General features: G+C 67.7%; 19 protein-coding genes. 16 read left to right on the forward strand and 3 right to left on the reverse strand.

Annotated features, from left to right (window positions below; all coding sequences use genetic code 11):
• The first annotated feature begins 17 nt into the window (after positions 1 to 17).
• The 4 genes from AC1D1A_RS11735 to AC1D1A_RS11750 are packed head-to-tail and all read left to right on the forward strand — an operon-like array spanning position 18 to position 2,990.
• Positions 18 to 818, forward strand: coding sequence for a CoA transferase subunit A (locus AC1D1A_RS11735; protein WP_476947789.1), 801 nt, complete (start codon positions 18 to 20; stop codon positions 816 to 818).
• 2 nt (positions 819 to 820) lie between these two features.
• Complete coding sequence (locus AC1D1A_RS11740; protein ID WP_223914040.1) at positions 821 to 1,582, forward strand: CoA transferase subunit B; 762 nt, start codon at positions 821 to 823, stop codon at positions 1,580 to 1,582.
• Positions 1,579 to 2,151, forward strand: coding sequence for a MaoC family dehydratase (locus tag AC1D1A_RS11745; RefSeq protein ID WP_230007337.1), 573 nt, complete (start codon positions 1,579 to 1,581; stop codon positions 2,149 to 2,151). The genes AC1D1A_RS11740 and AC1D1A_RS11745 overlap by 4 nt, the downstream gene beginning before the upstream one ends.
• Entirely contained in the window at positions 2,148 to 2,990 is an 843-nt protein-coding gene (locus AC1D1A_RS11750) for an HpcH/HpaI aldolase/citrate lyase family protein (protein WP_079551424.1), read from the forward strand. The genes AC1D1A_RS11745 and AC1D1A_RS11750 overlap by 4 nt, the downstream gene beginning before the upstream one ends.
• A gap of 776 nt (positions 2,991 to 3,766) precedes the next feature.
• Here the strand turns inward: AC1D1A_RS11750 and AC1D1A_RS11755 are convergent.
• A complete protein-coding gene (locus tag AC1D1A_RS11755; protein WP_476849410.1) occupies positions 3,767 to 4,495 on the reverse strand; it encodes a response regulator in 729 nt (242 codons plus the stop codon).
• The gene (locus AC1D1A_RS11760; protein WP_476856463.1) at positions 4,492 to 6,072 is read right to left on the reverse strand and encodes an ATP-binding protein; all 1,581 of its coding nucleotides are present in this window, start codon (positions 6,070 to 6,072) and stop codon (positions 4,492 to 4,494) included. Before AC1D1A_RS11760 ends, AC1D1A_RS11755 begins: the two co-directional genes overlap by 4 nt.
• Positions 6,073 to 6,244: 172 nt before the next feature.
• Here AC1D1A_RS11760 and AC1D1A_RS11765 point away from each other — a divergent pair, with 172 nt between their 5' ends.
• Genes AC1D1A_RS11765 through AC1D1A_RS11775 form a run of 3 tightly spaced genes read left to right on the forward strand, consistent with a single transcriptional unit; the run spans position 6,245 to position 9,370 of the window.
• The gene (locus AC1D1A_RS11765) at positions 6,245 to 7,291 is read left to right on the forward strand and encodes a Bug family tripartite tricarboxylate transporter substrate binding protein (RefSeq protein ID WP_476849412.1); all 1,047 of its coding nucleotides are present in this window, start codon (positions 6,245 to 6,247) and stop codon (positions 7,289 to 7,291) included.
• Positions 7,292 to 7,293: 2 nt separating this feature from the next.
• Positions 7,294 to 7,845, forward strand: a complete 552-nt coding sequence (locus AC1D1A_RS11770; protein WP_230009576.1) for a tripartite tricarboxylate transporter TctB family protein — start codon at positions 7,294 to 7,296, stop codon at positions 7,843 to 7,845.
• Complete coding sequence (locus AC1D1A_RS11775; RefSeq protein ID WP_476947790.1) at positions 7,838 to 9,370, forward strand: tripartite tricarboxylate transporter permease; 1,533 nt, start codon at positions 7,838 to 7,840, stop codon at positions 9,368 to 9,370. Before AC1D1A_RS11770 ends, AC1D1A_RS11775 begins: the two co-directional genes overlap by 8 nt.
• Positions 9,371 to 9,500: 130 nt before the next feature.
• On the opposite strand, the gene AC1D1A_RS11780 is transcribed toward AC1D1A_RS11775, so the two are convergent.
• A complete protein-coding gene (locus AC1D1A_RS11780) occupies positions 9,501 to 11,015 on the reverse strand; it encodes a lipase maturation factor family protein (RefSeq protein WP_476856461.1) in 1,515 nt (504 codons plus the stop codon).
• 164 nt (positions 11,016 to 11,179) lie between these two features.
• On the opposite strand from AC1D1A_RS11780, the gene dxr reads away from it, so the two are divergent.
• From dxr to AC1D1A_RS11825, 9 genes are all read left to right on the forward strand, one after another.
• The gene (gene dxr, locus AC1D1A_RS11785) at positions 11,180 to 12,364 is read left to right on the forward strand and encodes a 1-deoxy-D-xylulose-5-phosphate reductoisomerase (RefSeq protein WP_476947791.1); all 1,185 of its coding nucleotides are present in this window, start codon (positions 11,180 to 11,182) and stop codon (positions 12,362 to 12,364) included.
• 18 nt (positions 12,365 to 12,382) lie between these two features.
• Positions 12,383 to 13,714: a M50 family metallopeptidase gene (locus AC1D1A_RS11790; RefSeq protein ID WP_476887221.1), complete on the forward strand. Its 1,332-nt coding sequence runs from the start codon at positions 12,383 to 12,385 to the stop codon at positions 13,712 to 13,714.
• A gap of 119 nt (positions 13,715 to 13,833) precedes the next feature.
• Positions 13,834 to 14,529, forward strand: coding sequence for a MarR family transcriptional regulator (locus tag AC1D1A_RS11795; RefSeq protein ID WP_476872777.1), 696 nt, complete (start codon positions 13,834 to 13,836; stop codon positions 14,527 to 14,529).
• Positions 14,526 to 15,032 (forward strand): hypothetical protein, encoded by a 507-nt coding sequence (locus AC1D1A_RS11800; RefSeq protein WP_476932456.1) that lies wholly within the window; start codon positions 14,526 to 14,528, stop codon positions 15,030 to 15,032. The genes AC1D1A_RS11795 and AC1D1A_RS11800 overlap by 4 nt, the downstream gene beginning before the upstream one ends.
• A gap of 58 nt (positions 15,033 to 15,090) precedes the next feature.
• A complete protein-coding gene (locus AC1D1A_RS11805; protein ID WP_079551403.1) occupies positions 15,091 to 15,381 on the forward strand; it encodes a YciI family protein in 291 nt (96 codons plus the stop codon).
• Between the two features lie 49 nt (positions 15,382 to 15,430).
• Positions 15,431 to 16,597, forward strand: a complete 1,167-nt coding sequence (gene ispG / locus AC1D1A_RS11810; protein ID WP_028277109.1) for a flavodoxin-dependent (E)-4-hydroxy-3-methylbut-2-enyl-diphosphate synthase — start codon at positions 15,431 to 15,433, stop codon at positions 16,595 to 16,597.
• Positions 16,560 to 17,447 (forward strand): GNAT family N-acetyltransferase, encoded by an 888-nt coding sequence (locus AC1D1A_RS11815; protein ID WP_476947827.1) that lies wholly within the window; start codon positions 16,560 to 16,562, stop codon positions 17,445 to 17,447. Before ispG ends, AC1D1A_RS11815 begins: the two co-directional genes overlap by 38 nt.
• Before the next feature lie 42 nt (positions 17,448 to 17,489).
• Entirely contained in the window at positions 17,490 to 18,260 is a 771-nt protein-coding gene (locus AC1D1A_RS11820) for a hypothetical protein (protein WP_476947792.1), read from the forward strand.
• A gap of 456 nt (positions 18,261 to 18,716) precedes the next feature.
• On the forward strand, positions 18,717 to 20,528 hold the full coding sequence (locus tag AC1D1A_RS11825; RefSeq protein WP_476947793.1) for a proline--tRNA ligase: 1,812 nt from the start codon (positions 18,717 to 18,719) through the stop codon (positions 20,526 to 20,528).
• Positions 20,529 to 20,541: the final 13 nt, after the last annotated feature.

Genomic DNA, 20,541 nt, shown 5'->3' on the forward strand with positions numbered 1-20,541 from the left:
GGCCGGAAGGATCACCGATGATCAACAAAGTTGTTGCCAGCGCCGCCGAGGCTGTCGCGGACATTCACGACGGCGCCTCCCTCGCCGTCGGCGGGTTCGGGCTGTGCGGCATTCCCGTGACGCTGATCGAGGCCCTGCATGAGCGCGGTGCCACGGACCTGGAAACCGTCAGCAACAACTGCGGCGTCGACGACTGGGGCCTCGGGATCCTGCTCAAGGACGGCCGGATCCGGCGCACCATCAGCTCCTACGTGGGGGAGAACAAGGAGTTCGCCCGGCAATACCTTTCCGGCGAGCTGGAGGTGGTCCTCACCCCGCAGGGCACGCTGGCCGAAAAGCTGCGCGCCGGCGGCGCGGGCATCCCGGCGTTCTACACCCCGGCCGGCGTCGGCACCCAGGTGTCCGACGGCGGGCTGCCGCAGAAGTACGACGCCGAGGGCAACGTCGCGATTGCCTCCGCGCCCAAGGAAGTCCGCAGCTTCCACGGCGCCGACTACGTGCTGGAGGAATCGCTGACGCCCGACTTCGGCCTCGTGCACGCCTGGAAGGGTGACCGCCACGGCAACCTCGTCTTCCACGCCACGGCCATGAACTTCAACCCGCTGTGCGCCATGGCAGGGAAGATCACCATCGCCGAGGTCGAGGAACTCGTGCAGCCGGGGGAGCTGGACCCGGAGCACGTCCACGTCCCAGGGATCTTCGTCCAGCGCGTGGTTCTCGCCCCACAGGGTGAGAAACGCATTGAGAAGCGGACGGTTGCGGTGGCCGCCGGTGCCTCCGGCGCACCAAAACTGTCGCCAGAGCAGGCAGGAGCCTAGCCGTGGAAACGAACAAAGCCGCAGAGGCCCCGCCCCGTCCCGAGGCCGTGCGCCACGAATACCGGCGCTCCGCCGTCGAACACGACGCCGGTACTGAGGGCAAGGGCTGGACCCGCAATGAACTCGCGGCCCGCGTGGCACAGGAACTGCACAACGGCCAGTACGTCAACCTCGGCATCGGCATGCCGACGCTGATACCCAACTACATTCCGGCCGGCGTCGAGGTGGTGCTGCATTCGGAAAACGGCATCCTGGGCGTCGGGCCGTACCCGGCCGAGGATGAAGTCGACCCGGACCTGATCAATGCCGGCAAGGAAACCGTCACGGTCAACAAGGGCGCGGCGTTCTTCGATTCCGCCGCCTCCTTCGGCATGATCCGGGGCGGGCACGTCGACGTGGCCGTGCTCGGCGCGATGGAGGTCGCCGTCAACGGCGACCTCGCCAACTGGATGATCCCGGGCAAGATGGTCAAGGGCATGGGCGGCGCGATGGACCTGGTGTTCGGGGCCAAGAAGGTGATCGTGATGATGGATCACGTGGACCGCAACGGCAAGCCGAAAATCGTGGAAACCTGCACGCTGCCGTTGACCGGCAAGGGCTGCGTGGACCGGATCATCACCGACCTCGCCGTGATCGACGTCGTGACCGAGGGCGGGAAGTCCCGGCTGGTGCTGCGCGAACTGGCGCCGAACGTGTCTGTGGAGGACGTCGTGGCGGCCACCGGAGCCGAACTCTTTGAGGAAGACCAGGAACTGACCGTATGAGTGATGCAGGCACGACTTCACCGGGCACGGGCGCGCACCCGGGTACCGGCACCCCCCGGGTGATCGAGCAGCGCGGCCTCTATTTCGATGAGCTGGAGGAGGGCGTGGTCTACGCCCACCGGCCGGGCCGGACGCTCACGGAGACGGATAACGTCCTGTTCACCACCATGACCATGAACACCCAGGCCCTGCACCTCGACGCGGCCTGGAGCGCCGGGCAGCCGTTCGGCCAGCGGCTGATGAATTCGATGTTCACCCTGGCCACCGTGGTGGGCCAGTCCGTGCCGCAGCTGACCCAGGGCACCATCATCGCCCAGCTCGGCCTGACGGATGTGTCTTTTCCGCACCCGCTGTACCACGGGGACACCCTGTACACGGAGACGGTGGTGACCGGGAAGAGGCTGTCCGCGTCCCGCCCGGGGCAGGGCATCGTGACCATGCAGCACACCGGACGGAACCAGCACGGGGACGTGGTGGCGCTCGCCGCCCGCAGCTGCCTGATGTGGACACGCGAGGCCCACGCCGCTGCCGAGCTGGAAGCGGCGCAAAAGGGGAGAATAGAGACATGAGTTTCCTGATGGGCCCTGCCCTGCTGTTCTGCCCCGCCGACCGCCCCGAGCGGTACCAAAAAGCCGCGGAACGCGCCGATACCGTGATCGTGGACCTTGAGGACGCCGTCGCCCCTGCCGACAAGCAGCGGGCCCGCGGCGCCATCCTTGCCCAGCTTGGCGCCACCGGCGACGTCCCGGAACTGGATCCGTCCCGCACGATCGTCCGGGTCAACCCGGCCGGCACGGACGAGTTCGAGAAGGACCTGCACTGCCTCAAGCACACGCCCTACCGGCACATCATGCTGGCCAAGGCGGAGAGCGCTGCCCAGCTGAGGGAACTCGAGGGCTACAGCGTGATTGCCCTCTGCGAGACGGCCGCCGGCGTCCTCAACGCCGCCGCCATCGCCGCCGAGCCCAACGTGGTGGCCCTGATGTGGGGTGCGGAGGACCTGCTGGCATCGCTCGGCGGAACCTCCAGCCGGGCGGAGGACGGCAGCTACCGGGCCGTCGCGCTGCACGCCCGTTCCAGCGTGCTGCTGGCCGCCGGCGCCTTCGGCAAGGACGCGATCGACGCCGTCTACGTCAACATCCCGGATCTGGCCGGACTGGCACTTGAATCACGTGACGCGGTGGCGTCCGGATTCTCGTCCAAGGCCTGCATCCATCCGGACCAGGTGGCCGTGGTCCGCGAAGCCTATGCACCCTCGGAGGCCGACGTCTCGGCAGCCGCGGAGTTGCTCGATGCCGCCTCCGCGGCAGGCTCGGGCGTCTTCCAGTTCAAGGGCAAGATGGTCGACGGGCCCATCCTCAAGCACGCCGCGTCCACACTGCGCCGCGCGGGCCGCGTCGGGTCCTGACCGCGGGCCGGATGCCCACCGACACGTGCAAACCAACGTGTGCCACCAGCGTGTGCCAACCAACGTGTGCCCGGGTGAAGCTCTGCCGTGTGAAACTCGTCGATTCGCCACAGATGGCCGGATTGGCTGATCGTATTGCGGCCATCTGCGTCAATTGGGTGCCCTGTGGCTCTGAATCCTCGACCATTCTCCGGGGCCTTGTGCCGAGGGGTCCCTGGGTGGCTGCCGGCGTCCCGGGGCTGGCGCCGGGCAACTTCGTGGGTGCCGAGGTGGGACTCTGCCGGGCTGGACTTCGTCGATTCGTCACAGATGGCCGGATTGGCTGATCGTATTGCGGCCATCTGCGTCAAATGGGTGCCCTGTGGCTCTGAATCCTCGCCCATTCTCCGGGGCCTTGTGCCGAGGGGTCCCTGGGCGGCTGCCGGCGTCCCGGGGCTGGCGCCGGGCAACTTCGTGGCTGCCGAGGTGGGACTCTGCCGGGCTGGACTTCGTCGATTCGCCACAGATGGCCGGATTGGCTGATCCTATTGCGGCCATCTGCGTCAAATGGGTGCCCTGTGCCGCCCAACCCCAGGCCCGTGCCACGCATTTGTGCTACGTGTCCCGTGTGGCCGTCATGAACTGGACATGCTCAGTGTGGCCGTCATGAACTGGACATGCTCAGTGTGGCCGTAATGAACTGGACATGCTCAGTGTGGCCGTCATGAACTGGACTTGCTCAGTGCGGCCTTCAAGAACTGGACATGCTCAGTGCTGACTCCAAGAACCGGACATGTTCAGCGGCGCCAGAGGTAACGGTTCTCCGGCCGGCCCGCGGCTCCGTACCGGGGCGTCAGCCGGGCATGGCCGTGAACCACGAGGTACTCGAGGTAGCGGCGGGCGCTGACCCGGGACAGGCCCAGTTGCAGCGCCAGGCCGGCCGCGGAGACGTCCTCCGGACTGGCCTTCAGTGCCTCGATGACCGCGTCCAGGGTGGGGCGCGACAGTCCCTTGGGCAGCCGTACGGCGGCCTGGTCTGGCTGGGCGGGCTGACCCGCCGGGGTTTCCGCCACCGCGGACCGGCGGGAGGGCGCCACCAGGCGGTCGATGCTCGCCTGGTCAAGCGGCCCGGAAGCGCCGGAGGCCAGATCGTCCCGCAGCATGACGTACTCGTCGAGCCGTTCGTTCAGTGCCTGCGAGGAGAAGGGCTTGACCAGGTAGTGCAGCACCCCGCCGGCCATCGCGCCGCGGACCGTGTCAAGCTCCCGGGACGCGGTGATCACGAGGACATCCACGGGCCGCCGGCGCGCGCGCAGCCGCTGCAGGACGTCCAGGCCGGACATGTCCGGCAGATGGATGTCCAGCAACACCAGCTCCGGGCCCAGCTCCGCGGCCAGATCGATGCCCTGCTGCCCGGTGTGGGCCATGGCCACGACGTCGAAGCCGCCGCGTGCCAGCAGGAACCCGTGATGGATCCCGGCCACTGCTACGTCATCGTCAATGATGAGGGTGCGTATGGCGTTCATTGGTTTTGTAGTTCCGCCTCTTTTGTTCTGAGCACTACCGAGAAGCAGGCTCCGCCCAACGCCGATGAGGATACTGCCGCCCGGCCTCCGCGCCGGAGGGCAACCCGCTGGACCAGGGCCAGCCCAAACCCGCGGCTGTTGATTCCCTCGGACTCCTTGCTGGTCACGCCGGGCTCGAACACTTTAGCGCGTTCAGGAACCGGGACGCCGGGTCCGTCGTCCTCCACCACGATGGTCCGCCCGCCGTCGGCGCTCTCGCCCAGCCGGATGGCAACAGTGCTGTCGTAACCCGCAGCGTCCACAGCGTTGTCGATCAGGTTGCCCAGCACCGTGATGACGTCGCCCGAGTCATCAACCGAGCACAGCGAATCCGGGCTGACGATGATCTCGATGCCGCGCTCGGCGCATACCGTGGACTTGGCGATCAGCAGCGCCTGGACCCCGTGATCGGTGATTCCGGCCGCCAGCGGCCGGTTCGCGAAGACGGCGTCGTTGTGGCTGCGGCCCAGGTATTCGATGGCTTTGTCCTGCTTTCCAAGCTCCAGCAGCCCGGAGATGACGTGCAGTTTGTTGGCAAATTCGTGCGCCTGGGCGCGGAGTGCCTGCGTCACGTCCACGGCGCCGTCGCGGTCGCGCAGGACGGTGTGGAGCTCCGTGCGGTCGCGCAGGATCAGCACCTTGCCGACTTCGCGGCCGTCGACGGTGGCCGCATTGACCTTGCCCAGCAGGATCCGTTCACCCGAGAGCACCAGTTCCTCCGTGGCGGACCCGGCCGAGAGCAAGCGGAGGACCGCCGGTTCCAGGCTTGCCGCTGCAGGGGTCCCGGTGATGTCCCCTGCCAGGGCGAGCAGGCGGCGTGCCTCATCGTTGACCAGCGCGACCCTGCCGTCGGCGTCCACGGCCACCAGTCCTTCACCCAGGCCGTGGAGCATGGCGTCGCGCGTTTCCAGCAGGGCAGCGATGTCCTCGGGCTCGAGTTTGTAGATCCGCCGCCACACCAGTTTCGAGACATACATCGCGCCCAGCGAACTTAGCAGTGCCGCGCCGAGCAGCCAGCCGAACAGCTGCGGCATGTCCTCATGGAGGTCGGCGGCCAGGGTGCTCTCCAGCACCCCCACGGATGCGGAGCCGATCACGGCGCCGGCCGCATCGAAGATGGGAACCTTCACCCGCCAGGACTCACCGAGCGTGCCCGTCTGGGTACCCACGTAGATCTCCCCGGACAGCGGCACGGACGGATCGGTGGAGACCGGCCGGCCGATTTCCGCCGGATTGGGGTGCGACTGACGGACCCCGTGCCGGTCCGTCACCACCACATAGGTGACGTTGGATGCCTGCCGGATGACTTCCGCGATCGGCTGGATTGTCTGGGCCGGCGACGATGTGCCGAACGCGTTGATGACCGAGGGCAGCTGGGCAACACTTTCGGCGACGCCGATCAGTCGGCCCTTGTAGGCGTCACGGAGCTGTTGTTCCTGCATCCGGATGGTCACGGCCCCCACCACCGTGAGGACAGCCAGCACGATGCCCAGCTGCAATGCGACCAGCTGGAACCGAAGGGGAATCTTGTGAAACATGTCACAAGTTTCCCATTGGGGGCGCAGCCCGCCCGCCAAAAAGACGGCCGGTGCCGTGACCAATATGACCACTACTACCTCTACGGCCAAATGCTGTTGCCGTTCGGCGGGCGCTCCTAGGGTCAGTGACGTGATTCCAATGATGTGCATCACATTCGCCCTAGGAGAAACCATGACTTCCCAGAACTTTTTCACGCGGCCCGCTTTCACGCGTCCCACCCACACACGTCGCGCCGCCCTCATTGCCGGCGCCGCCGGAGTCGTCCTGGCCATGTCCGCCTGCGCGGGAAGCGGAACCGGCACCGCTGCCGGCGGGTCCGCGGGCGCCGATCCGATCAAGAAGCTCAGCATCATCGTCCCGGCCAACCCCGGCGGTGGCTGGGACCAGACCGGACGTGCCATGCAGCAGGACCTGCAGACCAACAAGCTCGTCTCCTCCGCCCAGGTCACCAACATTGGCGGCGGCGGCGGGACCAACGGCCTCGCCAAGCTCGCCACCGAGAAGGACGTCAACACCCTCATGGTGATGGGCTACGTCATGGTGGGTGCGGTCGAGACCAATGGCGCCAAGACCCGGCTCGAAGACACCACCCCGATCGCGCGGCTCACTGAAGAGCCGCTGGTTCTCGTGGTGCCGGCGTCGTCGAAATACCAGTCGGTCGCCGACCTCGTCGCGGACATCAAGGCCAACGGCAAGGGCGTGGCCATCACGGGTGGCTCGGCCGGGGGCGCGGACCACATCCTGGCCGGGCAGATCCTGAAATCCCAGGGCGTGGAGGCGGACAAGCTGAACTACATCGGCTACTCCGGCGGCGGCGAGTCCATCGCGGCGCTGCTCGGCAACAAGGTCCAGGCCGGCATCTCCGGCGTGGGCGAGTATGCCGAACAGGTCAAGGCCGGCAAGGTCCGGGCGCTCGCCGTCTCCGGAAAGGCCGAGGCCCCGGCGCTTCCCGGGATCAAGCCGCTCAAGGACCAGGGGATCGACGTCGTGCTGACCAACTGGCGCGGCGTGGTGGCCCCCGGGTCCATCGACGACGCCCAGCGAGCGAAGCTGACCGACGTCGTCACCAAGCTGCACGCGTCAGAGGCCTGGAAGTCCACCCTGACCAAGAACAACTGGGACGACGCGTTCCTGGCCGGTGACGGCTTCAAGACCTTCCTGACCGAGGACATCGCCAAGGTCAAGACCACCCTGACCCAGATCGGCCTGGTCAAGTAACAGTGTCTGACCTCGCATCAACGTCTGCACCCGCCGCGGCGCCCCCTGCGGCGCCCGCCAAACGGCCGACCGGGGAGATCCTGTTCGCCCTCGTGTTCGTCAGCGTGGGCGTCGCGGGCCTGGCGACGGCGGGATCCATTCCGATCCCGCCGTCGGAGACCGGCATCGGCCCGCGTGCCTTCCCCTACATCGTGTGCGGCTTGCTGGTGCTGTGCGGCGCCGGGGTGGTCCTGCAGGTCCTCCGCGGCAAAGTCGGGCAGGCCGAGGACAGCGAAGACCTGGACGTGACCGCAAAGACCGACTGGGTTGCCCTGGCCAAACTGGTGGGTTTCGTGGTGCTGCACATCTTCCTGATCGAGCCGGCCGGCTGGCCGGTGGCCGCCGCCGTGCTCTTCAGCGGTGCCGCCTGGTCCCTGGACGCCAAACCCCTCTGGAAGGCGATCGCCGTGTCCGTGATCCTGGCGCTGGTGCTGCAGTACGTCTTCGGCGGCCTGCTCGGCGTGTCCCTGCCGCCAGGGCCGCTGTTCGAGGGGGTGCCGTTCTTCCATGGATAGCTTCATGCTCCTGCTCGAAGGATTCAGCACCGCGCTGCAGCCCGTCTACCTGCTCTACGCCCTGGGCGGGGTCTTCGTCGGCACCGCCGTCGGCGTGCTGCCCGGCATTGGCCCCGCCATGACCGTGGCCCTGCTCATGCCCATCACCTATGCCCTGGACCCCGCGGCTGCGTTGATCGTGTTCGCCGGGATCTACTACGGCGGCATGTACGGCGGTTCCACCACCTCCATCCTGCTGAACACGCCGGGCGAGTCCTCCTCGATCGTCACGGCGCTCGAAGGAAACAAGATGGCCAAGGCCGGCAGGGGAGCGGCAGCCCTGGCGACGGCGGCGATCGGATCCTTCATCGCGGGCACCATCGCCACGGTCCTGCTGACCTTCCTGGCGCCCGTCGTGGCCGACTTCGCCGTCGGCCTCGGCCCCGTGGACTACGTGGCCCTCATGGTGGTGGCCTTCCTGACCGTCGGTGCGCTGCTGGGCGCCTCCGTCCTGCGCGGCCTGGCATCCCTGGCGCTCGGGCTGTTCATCGGCCTGATCGGCATCGATGACAGCACGGCCCAGCAGCGCTTCACGTTCGACAACCCCACCCTGGTGGACGGCGTCGACATGGTCCTCGTGGCCGTGGGCCTCTTTGCCCTCGGCGAGGCGCTTTATGTCGCATCGAAGCTGCGGCACGGCCCGGTGGAGCTGATCCCGGTCAGCAAGGGCAAGAACGCCTGGCTGTCCAAGGAGGACTGGAAGCGGTCCTGGAAGCCGTGGCTGCGTGGAACCTTCATCGGGTTCCCGATCGGCACCGTCCCGGCCGGCGGCGCGGACGTCTCCACGTTCCTGTCCTACGCCGCCGAGCGGAAGCTGGCCAAGGGCGCCAACAAGGCCCAGTTCGGCAAAGGCGCGATCGAAGGCGTCGCCGGACCGGAAGCGGCCAACAACGCCGCGGCCGCCGGTGTCCTGGTGCCGTTGCTGACCCTCGGAATCCCGACGACGGCGACGGCGGCCATGATGCTCACGGCGTTCCAGCGCTACCAGATCCAGCCCGGCCCGCTCCTGTTCGAAAACCAGGGCGCGCTTGTCTGGACCCTGATCGCGTCGCTGTACGTCGGCAACCTCATGCTCCTGGTGCTGAACCTGCCCCTGGTGGGCCTGTGGGTGAAGATCCTGCAGATCCCGCGGCCCTACCTCTACGCCGGCATCCTGGTCTTCGCCGCCCTCGGCGCGTTCTCGGTGAACTTCTCCCCGAGCGACGTCGGCATCCTGCTGATGGTGGGCATCCTGGGCTACTTCATGCGCCGCTACGGCTATCCCGTGGCGCCCATGGTGGTGGCGATGATCCTGGGGCCGATGTTCGAGGTGCAGTTGCGGCGCTCGCTGCAGCTCTCGCAAAACGACCCCACGGCCCTGTTCGCCTCGCCGTTCGCCCTGGTGGTGTACGTCTCCATGGCACTGATCTTCGCCGCCTCGTGGTGGCTGCGCCGCCGCCAGGCAACGTTGGAGGCTGCGCCGGCGAAGGAAGAGGTGTCCGTCTAAGCGCGGGCGTTGGACTGAATTGCCGCAAATGGCCGGAATGACGACACTCATTCCGGCCATTTGCGGTAAACGGGCCCATGGGAACGCACCGCCCGGGGCCGCACCGCGCCGGGCCGCACCGCGCCGGGCCTCACGCCTCCGACGTCGGGCGCGGCGCCGGGAGCCGCGACGGCGGGATGACGACATACAGCGGGGTCCGGATCCAGCGCTGGCCCGTCGCACGGAACTCGGCCCGGGTGGAGAAATGGTAGAGGTAGCTGGTGGCACGTATCCAGTGCGGCCGTCCGCCGGCGAACGGGTCGTCGCGCAGCAGCCGCAGCGTGGGCCGGTCCGCCGCCAGCAGTTTGGCCAGGAACGCGTAGAACCACTCCTCGTGCACGGTACGCAGCGGCAGGAACCACATCAGCCAGTCCAGCCGCAGGTGGTATGGGGCGTACTGGCGCGGGATGCGCCGGACGTCGCCGGGCTTGCCCTTGAACCCGTACTCCCGCCAGTCCGCGTCGTCCCCGGGGTCCTCGTCGAGGGTTCCCTCCACCACGATCTCGATCCGCCGCTTCGTGACGGTGCCGAACGCGCCGTAGGTGTTGACCAGCTGCCAGCGGTTGAAGGATGCGTTCATCAACTGGTGGTGGGAGAAGAGGTTCTCGATGGGCCGGTAGCTGAGCACCACCAGCAGCACGGTGGCCACCAGGACCACCACCAGCCAAGGAACCGGCGCCTGGCTGCCCACCCCGGCTGCGCCCACCGCCGCTCCTGCTCCGGTTCCTGCGGACGGGGACGCCGCATGCCAGTCCAGCGGGATCGCCGGAATCACGGCGTGCGCCACGGGATCGCTGACCGCCGCGAAGGCCAGGATGATCGCCATCCAGTTCAGCCAGGCGAAATTTCCGCTCGCCACCAGCCACAGCTGGGTGAAGATGATGATTCCGGCGGCGGCGCTGGCCAGGGGCTGCGGGGCAAAGAGGAAGAAGGGCACCACCAGTTGGGCGAAGTGGTTGCCCAGGACCTCCAGCCGGTGCCAGGCCTTGGGGAGCAGGTGGGCCTGCCGGCTCAGCGGCCCCGGCATCGGCTGGGTCTCGTGGTGGTAGTACAGCGCCGTCAGGTCCCGCCATTCCTGGCCGCCCCGGATCTTGATCAGGCCTGCCCCGAACTCCAGCCGGAACACCAGCCAGACCAGCAGGATCAGGATGGTCCGGGGCGGGGGAGTCTGGTCGGAGCCAAGGAAGGCCACCGTGAACCCGGCCTCCAGCAGCAGCATTTCCCAGCCGAAGCCGTAGAACGTCTGCCCCACGTTCACGATCGACATGTACAACAGCCACAGGGCCAGGAACGCGATGAGCGGAACCCACGGCGGCCCGAGCTGCGGCAGCCCGGCGATGAGCGTGGCGGCAATGGCCATGCCGCTCCAGCACACCGTCCGCAGCAGCCGGTCCGAGTAGCGCCAGCGGAACAGGCTGGGCCGGCCCAGACGGTTGAAGCCCTCGAGATACGCCGGCACCGGCAACAGGCCGCGCTCGCCGAGGAGGGCCGGGAACTGGTTCAGCGAGGAGAGGAAGGCCACGAAATACAGGGTGGCGGTGCTGCGCTGCAGCACCTGCCGGGCGAACTCGTACTCCGGCGCGTCGAACCACGCGGTCCACTCCACGTTTTCCACGTTACGCCTCCGCCCTGCTGCGTCAACGAGCGGCGGAAGACTCAACCCGACGGCGTCGAGCTGGCACTTCACGGCACTGCTGCACGCCGCGGCTGCCGTGAAGTGCCACCTCGAGGCGGACGCGGCGCACCGGCGCGGTGCGGGATACTTGAATCATGCAGCCGCGCAAAATCGTCCTCCTCGGGTCCACCGGTTCCATCGGCACACAGGCGATTGACGTCGTCGACGGCGCCCCGCACCTTTTTGAGGTCGTCGCGCTCAGCGCCGGCGGCGGCAACCTCGAACTCCTGGCCCGGCAGGCCGTCCACACCCGCGCCCAGGCTGTCGGTGTCGCCTCCGGTGATGCCTCCGCCCTCCGGCGCATGATCGACGACGCCGCCCGCGCGGCAGGACTCATCGGGTACAGCCCCGAACTCATCACCGGCCCCGACGCCTCCACCCGGGTCGCGGAAATCACCGCCGACGTCGTCCTCAACGGCATCACCGGCTCGATCGGACTTGCCCCCACCCTGGCCGCCCTCGCCTCCGGGGCAACGCTGGCACTGGCCAACAAGGAGTCCCTGATCGTCGGCGGCGCCCTGGTCAAGGCCGCGGCCCGCGAAGGGCAGATCGTCCCCGTGGATTCGGAGCACTCGGCCATTGCCCAGTGCCTGCGCTCCGGCTCCGCCGCGGAAGTGGACCGGCTGATCCTGACGGCATCGGGCGGGCCGTTCCGCGGCAAGACCCGGGACGAACTGCACGACGTCTCACCGCAGGACGCCCTCGCCCACCCCACGTGGGACATGGGCCTGATGGTCACCACCAACTCCGCCAGCCTCGTCAACAAGGGCCTGGAGGTGATCGAGGCGCACCTGCTCTTCGACATCCCCCTGGAGAAGATCGACGTCGTGGTCCACCCGCAGTCTGTGGTGCATTCCATGGTCCAGTTCGTCGACGGCTCCACGATCGCCCAAGCCTCGCCGCCGGACATGCGCCTGCCCATCGCCCTCGGCCTCGGCTGGCCGGACCGGGTCCCCGGATCCGCCAGGGCCTGCGACTGGGGCAAGGCCACCAGCTGGACGTTCGAGCCGCTGGACACCGTGGCGTTCCCCGCCGTCGACCTCGCGAAGGCGGCCGCCACGCAGGGCAGCACCTTCCCGGCCGTGTTCAATGCCGCGAACGAGGAAGCGGTGATGGCCTTCCACGCCGGGCAGATCCGGTTCACCGACATTGTGGATACCATCGATGCCGTCCTCAGCGAACACTCAGGCTCCTCCGGGCTGACGGTGGAGTCCGTACTGGATGCTGAAAGATGGGCACGCGCCCGCACCCACGAACGTTTAGCCGTAAGAAGCGTCTAGGAAGCAGCAGATCACAGTATGAGCCCCGTCCTCCTCTTTGTCCTCGGTGTCGTCTTCGTGGCGATCGGCATCGCCGTGTCCATTGCCCTGCATGAAGTCGGGCACCTGCTCCCGGCCAAGCTCTTCAAGGTCCGCGTGACCAAATACATGATCGGTTTCGGACCCACCGTCTGGTCGAAGAAAAGGGGCGAAACCGAGTACGGCCTCAAAGCCATCCCGCTGGGCGGCTACGTGTCCATGATCGGGATGTACCCGCCGAACAAGGAAGACGGCACCGTCCGGACCTCCAGCACCGGAATGTTCCAGTCACTGGCATCCGATGCCCGCTCCCTGGCCCACGAGGAAATCGGCCCCGGCGACGAAACCCGGGTCTTCTACCGGCTGCCGGTCTGGAAAAAGATCATCATCATGCTCGGCGGGCCCGCGATGAACCTGCTGATCGGCGTCGTGCTGACCGCGGTGCTGCTGATGGGATTCGGCACCGCCAGCCAGACCACCACGATCGCGGACGTCTCCAAATGCCAGGTCAAGGCCGGCGAGACCGTGGACCCGGACTCCGCCGACTGCAAGCCCACCCCGGCCGCGGCCGCGGGCCTGTTGCCGAATGACACCATCACCTCTTTCGACGGCAAGGCCGTCACCGGGTGGGACGAACTCACCGGCTGGATCCGCGCCTCGGCGGGCCGGCAGGTGAGCATCACCGTGGAGCGCGGCGGCGCCACCGTCTCGACGACCGTCACGCCCGTGCTCTCCGCCCGCCCGGTTCTCGGTCCCGACGGCCGCCAGGCCAAGGCCGCTGACGGAAGCCTCCAATACCAGGACGTCGGTTTCCTGGGCATCGGCGCCCAGACGGCACTCGTGCAGCAGCCGGCGTCGGCCGTGCTGCCGATGGCGGGGGAGAACATCAAGCAGGTCGCCGGTGTGGTGGTGAACCTGCCGGAGCGCGTGGCCGGTGTGGCCAAGGCAGCCTTCAGCGAGGAACCCCGGGACCCCAACGGCCCCATCAGCGTGGTGGGCGTGGGCCGCGTGGCCGGCGAGGTCGCCGCGATGGAGGAGGTCCCGCTGCAGTCCCGCTTCGCCGCCCTGGTGGGCTTGCTGGCCGGACTCAACTTCGCATTGGCCGTCTTCAACCTCATTCCGCTGCTGCCGCTCGACGGCGGCCACATTGCGGGCGCGCTGTACGAGGGGGCCCGGCGCCAGATCGCCAAGCTGTTCGGCCGCCCGGATCCCGGCGCCTTCGATATCGCCAAGCTGCTCCCGGTGACGTATGTGGTGGCGGTGCTGCTGATGGGCATGGGCGCGCTGCTGATCTACGCCGACATCGTCAAGCCGGTCAACCTCTTCGGATAGGCCCGGCTGGCATTTCAGCCAAATTCCGCTGACTATCATTCATAAGCCTATTTAGGCTGATTTTAAGTAATCAGTTGAAAACGATTGATTATTCCCGATCAGCTCCCTAGGCTGGGGTCATGTACGTCATGACAATCGACCAGCGCGGCAGCACGGGCGACATCGACCGGGTCCCCGGCCTCCTGAAGGGGCTCAGCGCACTCTCCACCGCCGGGCGCTTTGAGCGTTCGGTGGGCGACGAGGTCCAGGGCGTCGTGGAACGGGCCGACGAGGTGGTGGAGATCGCCTTGCACGCCCTGCGCAGCGGCCGCTGGTATGTCGGGATCGGAGTGGGGGAGGTGGACCTGCCGCTGCCCGCCAGCCCGCGCGAAGGCTCCGGTCCCGCCTTCGTGGCGGCCCGGTCCGCCGTCGACCGGGCCAAGGGGGCGGCCGCCCATGTTCCCCTCGCCGTGGTTGCCGGCCGCGACCGCCGGCGGGCAAATGCAAATGCAGCAGCCACGGCCGCGGACGGCGCCAGCGGATCCCAGGGGGCCAGGGCCTGCGCCAATGCGGAGGCGGTGCTCCGACTGATTGGCCGCCTGGTCCAGGACCGGACCGCGGCGCAATGGAAGGTGGTGGACGTGCTGCGCTCGGTGCGGCAAGACACCCACGGAACCCACGGCAGCCAAAAAATAGCGGCACAGAAACTCGGAATCACGGAGCAGTCGGTGAGCCGCGCAGTCCTGCGCTCGGGCTGGCAGGAAGAATGGGCCGCGAGGCCGGCCGCAGAACTGCTGCTGACCCTCGCCCACGACAGCACCGAAGGAGAGAAGTGAACGCCCTGTGGATCACGCTGGCCCTGCTCACCGCAGGATTCGTCGGCTGGCCGGTCACTGCCTGGGTGTTCCGCCTCGCCCGCACCATTGATGACCGGGCCGACGCCGGAAGCGGCGCCGTCGGGGACGCGGCCGAGGACCCCGCCGCCGACTCCACCACAGACCCCGACCTTCAGGCGGCCCCGGAGCCGGCCGGGCAGGACGGAGCAGCGCCTACCCCGGCAGTGGCGGCCGCCGCGCCGCCCGCCGAGACCGTCAGCAGCGTGCGCATCCTGCGCGGCGGTGCCATTATCGGCATCCTGGAACGGTTCGCCGTGTGCCTGGCGATCCTGGCCGGCCAGCCCGTCGCCATCGCCTACGTCGTGGCCATCAAGGGCCTCGGCCGGTTTGCCGAGTTGAAAGCCACCCCGGTGGCGGCCGAGCGGTTCATCATCGGAACCCTCACCTCCATGCTCTGGGCAGCCGGTGTGGCCGCCCTGGCCAAGGTCCTCTTCCTCGGCTGACCGCGTGCCCCGGAGCCTCCGGATGGGAACCGGGCAAACAGGGCGATAGTGTATCCATATGACTGTTTTTGCTGTGGAGTACGTGTACGACGCCGAATCATCCGAGGTCCGCGATGCCAGCCGCCCGGCACACCGCGAATGGACCGCGGATCTTGCCCGTGAAGGCGCCCTGCTGGCCAGCGGCCCCTACGGCGACGGTGCAGGCGCGCTGCTCATCTTCAAGGCCGCCGATGAGGCGGCCTTGAATGACCTTCTGCGGCAGGACCCCTTCGCAGCCGCCGGTGCCATCTCGGGCACCCGCACCACCGTGTGGGCGCCGCTGACCGGTCTTCTGGCCGAGCACGCCTAGCCCGTCCCGCCCGCACCTTCGCAACTTCGAATTCTAAAAGGGAGTCCATGTGACCTCGGTCAGCCTGGGAATGCCGTCAGCACCGCCCCCCGTTCTTGCCCCCCGCCGCAAGACGCGCCAGATCAAGGTGGGATCAGTCGGCGTCGGCTCCGATTCGCCCATCAGCGTCCAGTCCATGACCACGACGCCGACGACCGACATCAACGCCACCTTGCAGCAGATCGCGGAACTCACGGCCTCCGGCTGCGACATCGTGCGCGTCGCCTGCCCGTCGGCCGATGACGCCGAGGCGCTGCCGATCATCGCCAAGAAGTCCCAGATCCCGGTGATCGCGGACATCCACTTCCAGCCGAAGTACGTCTTCGCCGCGATCGAGGCCGGCTGTGCCGCCGTGCGCGTGAACCCGGGCAACATCCGCAAGTTCGATGACCAGGTTAAGGAGATCGCCCGCGCCGCCAAGGACCACGGCACCTCCATCCGGATCGGCGTCAACGCCGGATCCCTGGAACCGGGCATCATGAAGAAATACGGCAAGGCCACCCCGGAGGCCCTCGTGGAATCCGCCGTCTGGGAGGCGTCGCTCTTCGAGGAGCACGGTTTCCACGACTTCAAGATCTCCGTCAAGCACAACGACCCGGTCATCATGGTTGCCGCCTACGAGATGCTGGCCGAAAAGGGCGACTGGCCCCTGCACCTCGGCGTCACCGAGGCCGGACCGGCCTTCCAGGGCACCATCAAGTCCGCCACGGCGTTTGGTGCCCTGCTCTCCCGCGGGATCGGCGACACCATCCGCGTCTCTCTCTCGGCCCCGCCGGTCGAGGAAATCAAGGTGGGCAACCAGATCCTGCAGTCGCTCAACCTGCGCCCCCGCAAGCTGGAAATCGTCTCCTGCCCGTCCTGCGGCCGCGCCCAGGTGGACGTCTACACGCTCGCCGAGCAGGTCACCGCTGGCCTGGAAGGCATGGAAGTCCCACTGCGCGTGGCAGTCATGGGCTGCGTGGTCAATGGTCCCGGCGAGGCCCGCGAGGCCGATCTCGGCGTTGCCTCCGGCAACGGCAAGGGCCAGATCTTTGTCAGGGGCGAGGTCATCAAGACTGTCCCGGAGGATCAGATTGTTGAGACACTGATCGAAGAAGCCATGCGTATCGCAGAAGAGATGGGGGACGCCGATGGCGAAGATGCTGTCAAGGGTAGCCCCGTGGTTAGCGTCTCGTAAGGACGACGCCGCTCCCGGCGTCGTCGTCCGGGTCCTGGGCGGCGCGGACACCGGACAACTGCTGGCGCTGGCGCACCGGGACGCCGTCGCCAATGTCTTCATCCTCTCGCACCTGGAGACCGCCGGTACGGCGTCTCCCACGGCCGGGGGCGCCAGCATTCTTGGCGTGTTCGACGGCGGCACCCTCCTCGGTGCCTGCTGGGCCGGTGCCAACCTGGTGCCGATCGAGCTGGCGCCCGAGCTCGCCGGCCTCATTGCGATGGCCGCGCACCGCTGCGGGCGCCGCTACGCCTCGATCTTTGGCCCCGCCGAAACTGTGCTGGCTCTCTACGCGGCGCTGGAGCAGCTCGGCCAGACGGCCCACGAAGTCCGGGACCACCAGCCCCTGCTGACGATTGCGGGGCCGCCCGCCGTCCGGCCCGAGCCCGCACTCGGCTTTGGCCAGCTGGCTGACTTCGACAAGATCCTGYCCGCATGCGCCGCAATGTTTGAGGAAGAAGTGGGCTATTCGCCCTACCTCGGCGGCAGGGAGTATTACAGCCGGCGCGTCAAGAGCCTCATCCGCCAGGGCCATTCCCTCGTGCACGTGAACGCCGCCGGCGATGTCGTCTTCAAGGCCGAACTCGGCGCCGTCACGCCGGAAGTGACCCAGGTCCAGGGCGTCTGGATGAATCCCGACTTCCGCGGACTGGGACTGAGCGCGGGCTACATGGCCGCCGTCGTCGTCCTCGCCCAGACCCTCGCGCCGGTGACCAGCCTGTACGTCAACGGGTTCAACGCCAAGGCACGCGCCACCTACGATCGGGTGGGCTTTCGCCAGGTGGGCACGTTCGCTACAGTGCTCTTCTAGCGGGCAAATGCCGGCTGGCCGGTCTAGTTTTTTGGGGGAAACATGAAGACATCAGTGCTGCGCATTTTCGGGGCCTCGGCGCTCCTCGCCTGGGGCGCCATGGGATTGGCCGCATGTGGCACGCCCACCGGCTCGCCGGATACAGCCAAGAGTGCGCAAGCCCAGGCCGCAACCACGGTTCCCAGCGCGGCCACGACGCCTACTCCCACCCAGACGCAAGCCAAGGCTTACACGAGCGATGAACTGACGGCCCTCGTGGCACAGTTGAAGGATGCGCACGGCAAGCCGCTCACCGTGATGCCGCTTGCCGATCTCAAGAAGTCGGTCGAACAGGCAAAGTCCTTGCTGGCATCGATGTCGGTGGAACCCGCGGAGTGCGCGGCTCTGGCCCTTGGTGGCCAGGCAGCCTCGACCGAGGGCACGGCGGTCGCGGCGGGGGTGGCCCAAGATGCCGGGACGGGCGCTTCCACGGGTGTCTCCCTGGCGTTCCGGGCTGACGCCAAGCTCCTCAAGAAGGGACTCGCCCAGGTCGAGGACTTCAATAAGTGCTCAGCCCTTTCATTCACGACCAATGGCACCAAAGTGGACCTCAAACTGACCAAGCTGGCCGGAGTCGGCTCAACCCCGGGCACCGTCGCGTACCGGACAGACACCGCACTGCCGGGTGGCCGGAAGCAATCTGCGATCACCGGACAGGTGATCCAGGACGGCGTTCTCATCACCGTCAGCGCGGCAGGTGGCGGCAGCGAGGCCGACGCCATCTCCCGGGCCGGAAAATTACTGGATCAGGCCGCCGCGCTCGTCGGGAAGTAGCCCGATTGCCGCCGCGCATGGATCCGCAACGACATGCCGAAAATATCCGGTTGCAGACTATTGCTTCCCGGCCGCATGTCACATAGGTTCTACCTAGCCGTGTCGCATAGGCGCGCACACTCCCCAACGCATTTTCCGGGGAAGACAACGCCTGGAGACGACACCAAGTAGCTCGCAGCCTGAGATCTGGGGGTGCTGGGGCCACGGAGCCACGCCATGACGGGATGACCAGCCGGAAAACGGCCAGGGGCTTCCATCAGTTATGGCGTGGCTCTTCCATGCGCCGCGCTCCGCAGAAGCGGGGCAGAAGCGGGGCAGAAGCGGGGGAGAAGCGGAGGAGAAGCGGGGCCGCAGCGGGGCCGGCGCGGCAAAGCGGTGCGCTCTGGACGGTAGATTAGTACCTAGATGCTTTTCTTAGGCTTTGCCCGCACTTCCCCAGAAACGGATACCCCACCTGTGGTCCTTCGACTCTCCAAGCTGTTCCTGCGCACCCTGCGCGAAGATCCCGCCGACGCCGAGGTGGCCAGCCACCGGCTCCTGGTCCGCGCCGGCTACATCCGGCGGGCCGCGCCCGGCATCTACACCTGGCTGCCGCTGGGGCTCAGTGTGCTGCGCAAAGTGGAGCAGGTCATCCGCGAGGAAATGACCGCCATCGGAGCCCAGGAAGTCCACTTCCCGGCGCTGCTGCCCAAGGAACCCTACGAGGCCACGAACCGCTGGACCGAATACGGCGAGGGCATCTTCCGGCTCAAGGACCGCAAGGGCAACGACTACCTTCTGGCCCCCACGCATGAGGAAATGTTCACCCTGCTGGTCAAGGACCTGTACTCCTCGTACAAGGACCTGCCGCTGAGCATTTACCAGATCCAGAACAAGTACCGCGACGAGGCGCGTCCCCGCGCAGGCCTGCTGCGCGGCCGCGAATTCATCATGAAGGACTCCTACTCCTTCGACGTCGACGACGCCGGCCTGGACGACAGCTACGCCGCCCACCGCGGCGCGTACCTGAAGATCTTCGAGCGTCTCGGCCTCGAAGTGATTCCGGTTGCCGCCACCGCCGGGGCCATGGGCGGGTCCAAGAGCGAGGAATTCCTGCACCCCACCGAGATCGGTGAGGACACCTTCGTGCGCTCGGCCGGCGGCTACGCGGCCAACGTCGAGGCCGTCACCACAGTGGTCCCCGCGGACATCGACTTCAGCAACGCCCCGGCCGCCGAAGTCCGGGACACCCCGGACACCCCCACCATCGAGACCCTCGTCGTCGCCGCCAACGTGCTGGTTCCGCGCACAGAGGCCGACGGCGGTCCCTGGACCGCCGCCGACACGCTCAAGAACGTCGTCCTCGCCGTGACGCTGCCCACCGGCGAACGCCAGATCGTCGTCATCGGCCTCCCCGGCGACCGCGGTGTGGACCTCAAGCGCGTCGAGGCGAACATCGGGTCCTTCCTGCCGATTGCCGGCGAGATCACGCTCGAAGCCGCCAATGAGGACGACCTCAAGAAGCAGCCCCTGATCGTCAAGGGCTACCTCGGCCCCGGCATGTCCCTGGACGCGCCGCTGCTGGGCAGCGAGGGCGCCGCAAAGCTGCTCTACCTCGTGGATCCCCGCGTCGTCAGCGGCTCTGCCTGGGTTACCGGCGCCAACGAGGCCGGCAAGCACGTCTTCGGCCTCGTCGCCGGACGCGACTTCGGCTGGGACGGAGTCATCGAGTGCACCGAGGTGCGCGCCGGCGACGAGGCGCCCGACGGTTCCGGTCCCCTCGAAACCGCCCGCGGCATCGAAATGGGCCACATCTTCCAGCTGGGCCGGAAGTACGCCGCCGCCCTGGACCTGAAAGTCCTGGACCAGAACGGCAAGCAGGTGGTGGTGACCATGGGCTCCTACGGCGTCGGCGTCACCCGCGCCGTGGCGGCCCTGGCAGAGTCCAACCACGACGACCGGGGCCTGGTCTGGCCGCGCGCCGTCGCCCCCGCCGATGTCCACGTTGTGGCCGTGGGCCGCGGCGAGGAGATCTTCGCCGCCGCCGAAAAACTGTCCCTGGAGCTCGAGGCTGCCGGCCTGGACGTCATCTATGACGACCGCCCCAAGGTTTCCCCCGGCGTGAAGTTCGGCGACGCCGAACTCGTCGGCGTCCCCACCATCCTCGCCGTCGGGCGCGGACTCGTGGACGGCGTCGTGGAGATCAAGGACCGCCGCAGCGGCAGTGCCGAGAATGTAGCCGTTGACAAGGCTGTTGACTACGTGGTCAACGCCGTGCGCAACAGCTGATGCCGCGCCGCCC

Source organism: Arthrobacter sp. P1_B9 (assembly GCF_056406495.1).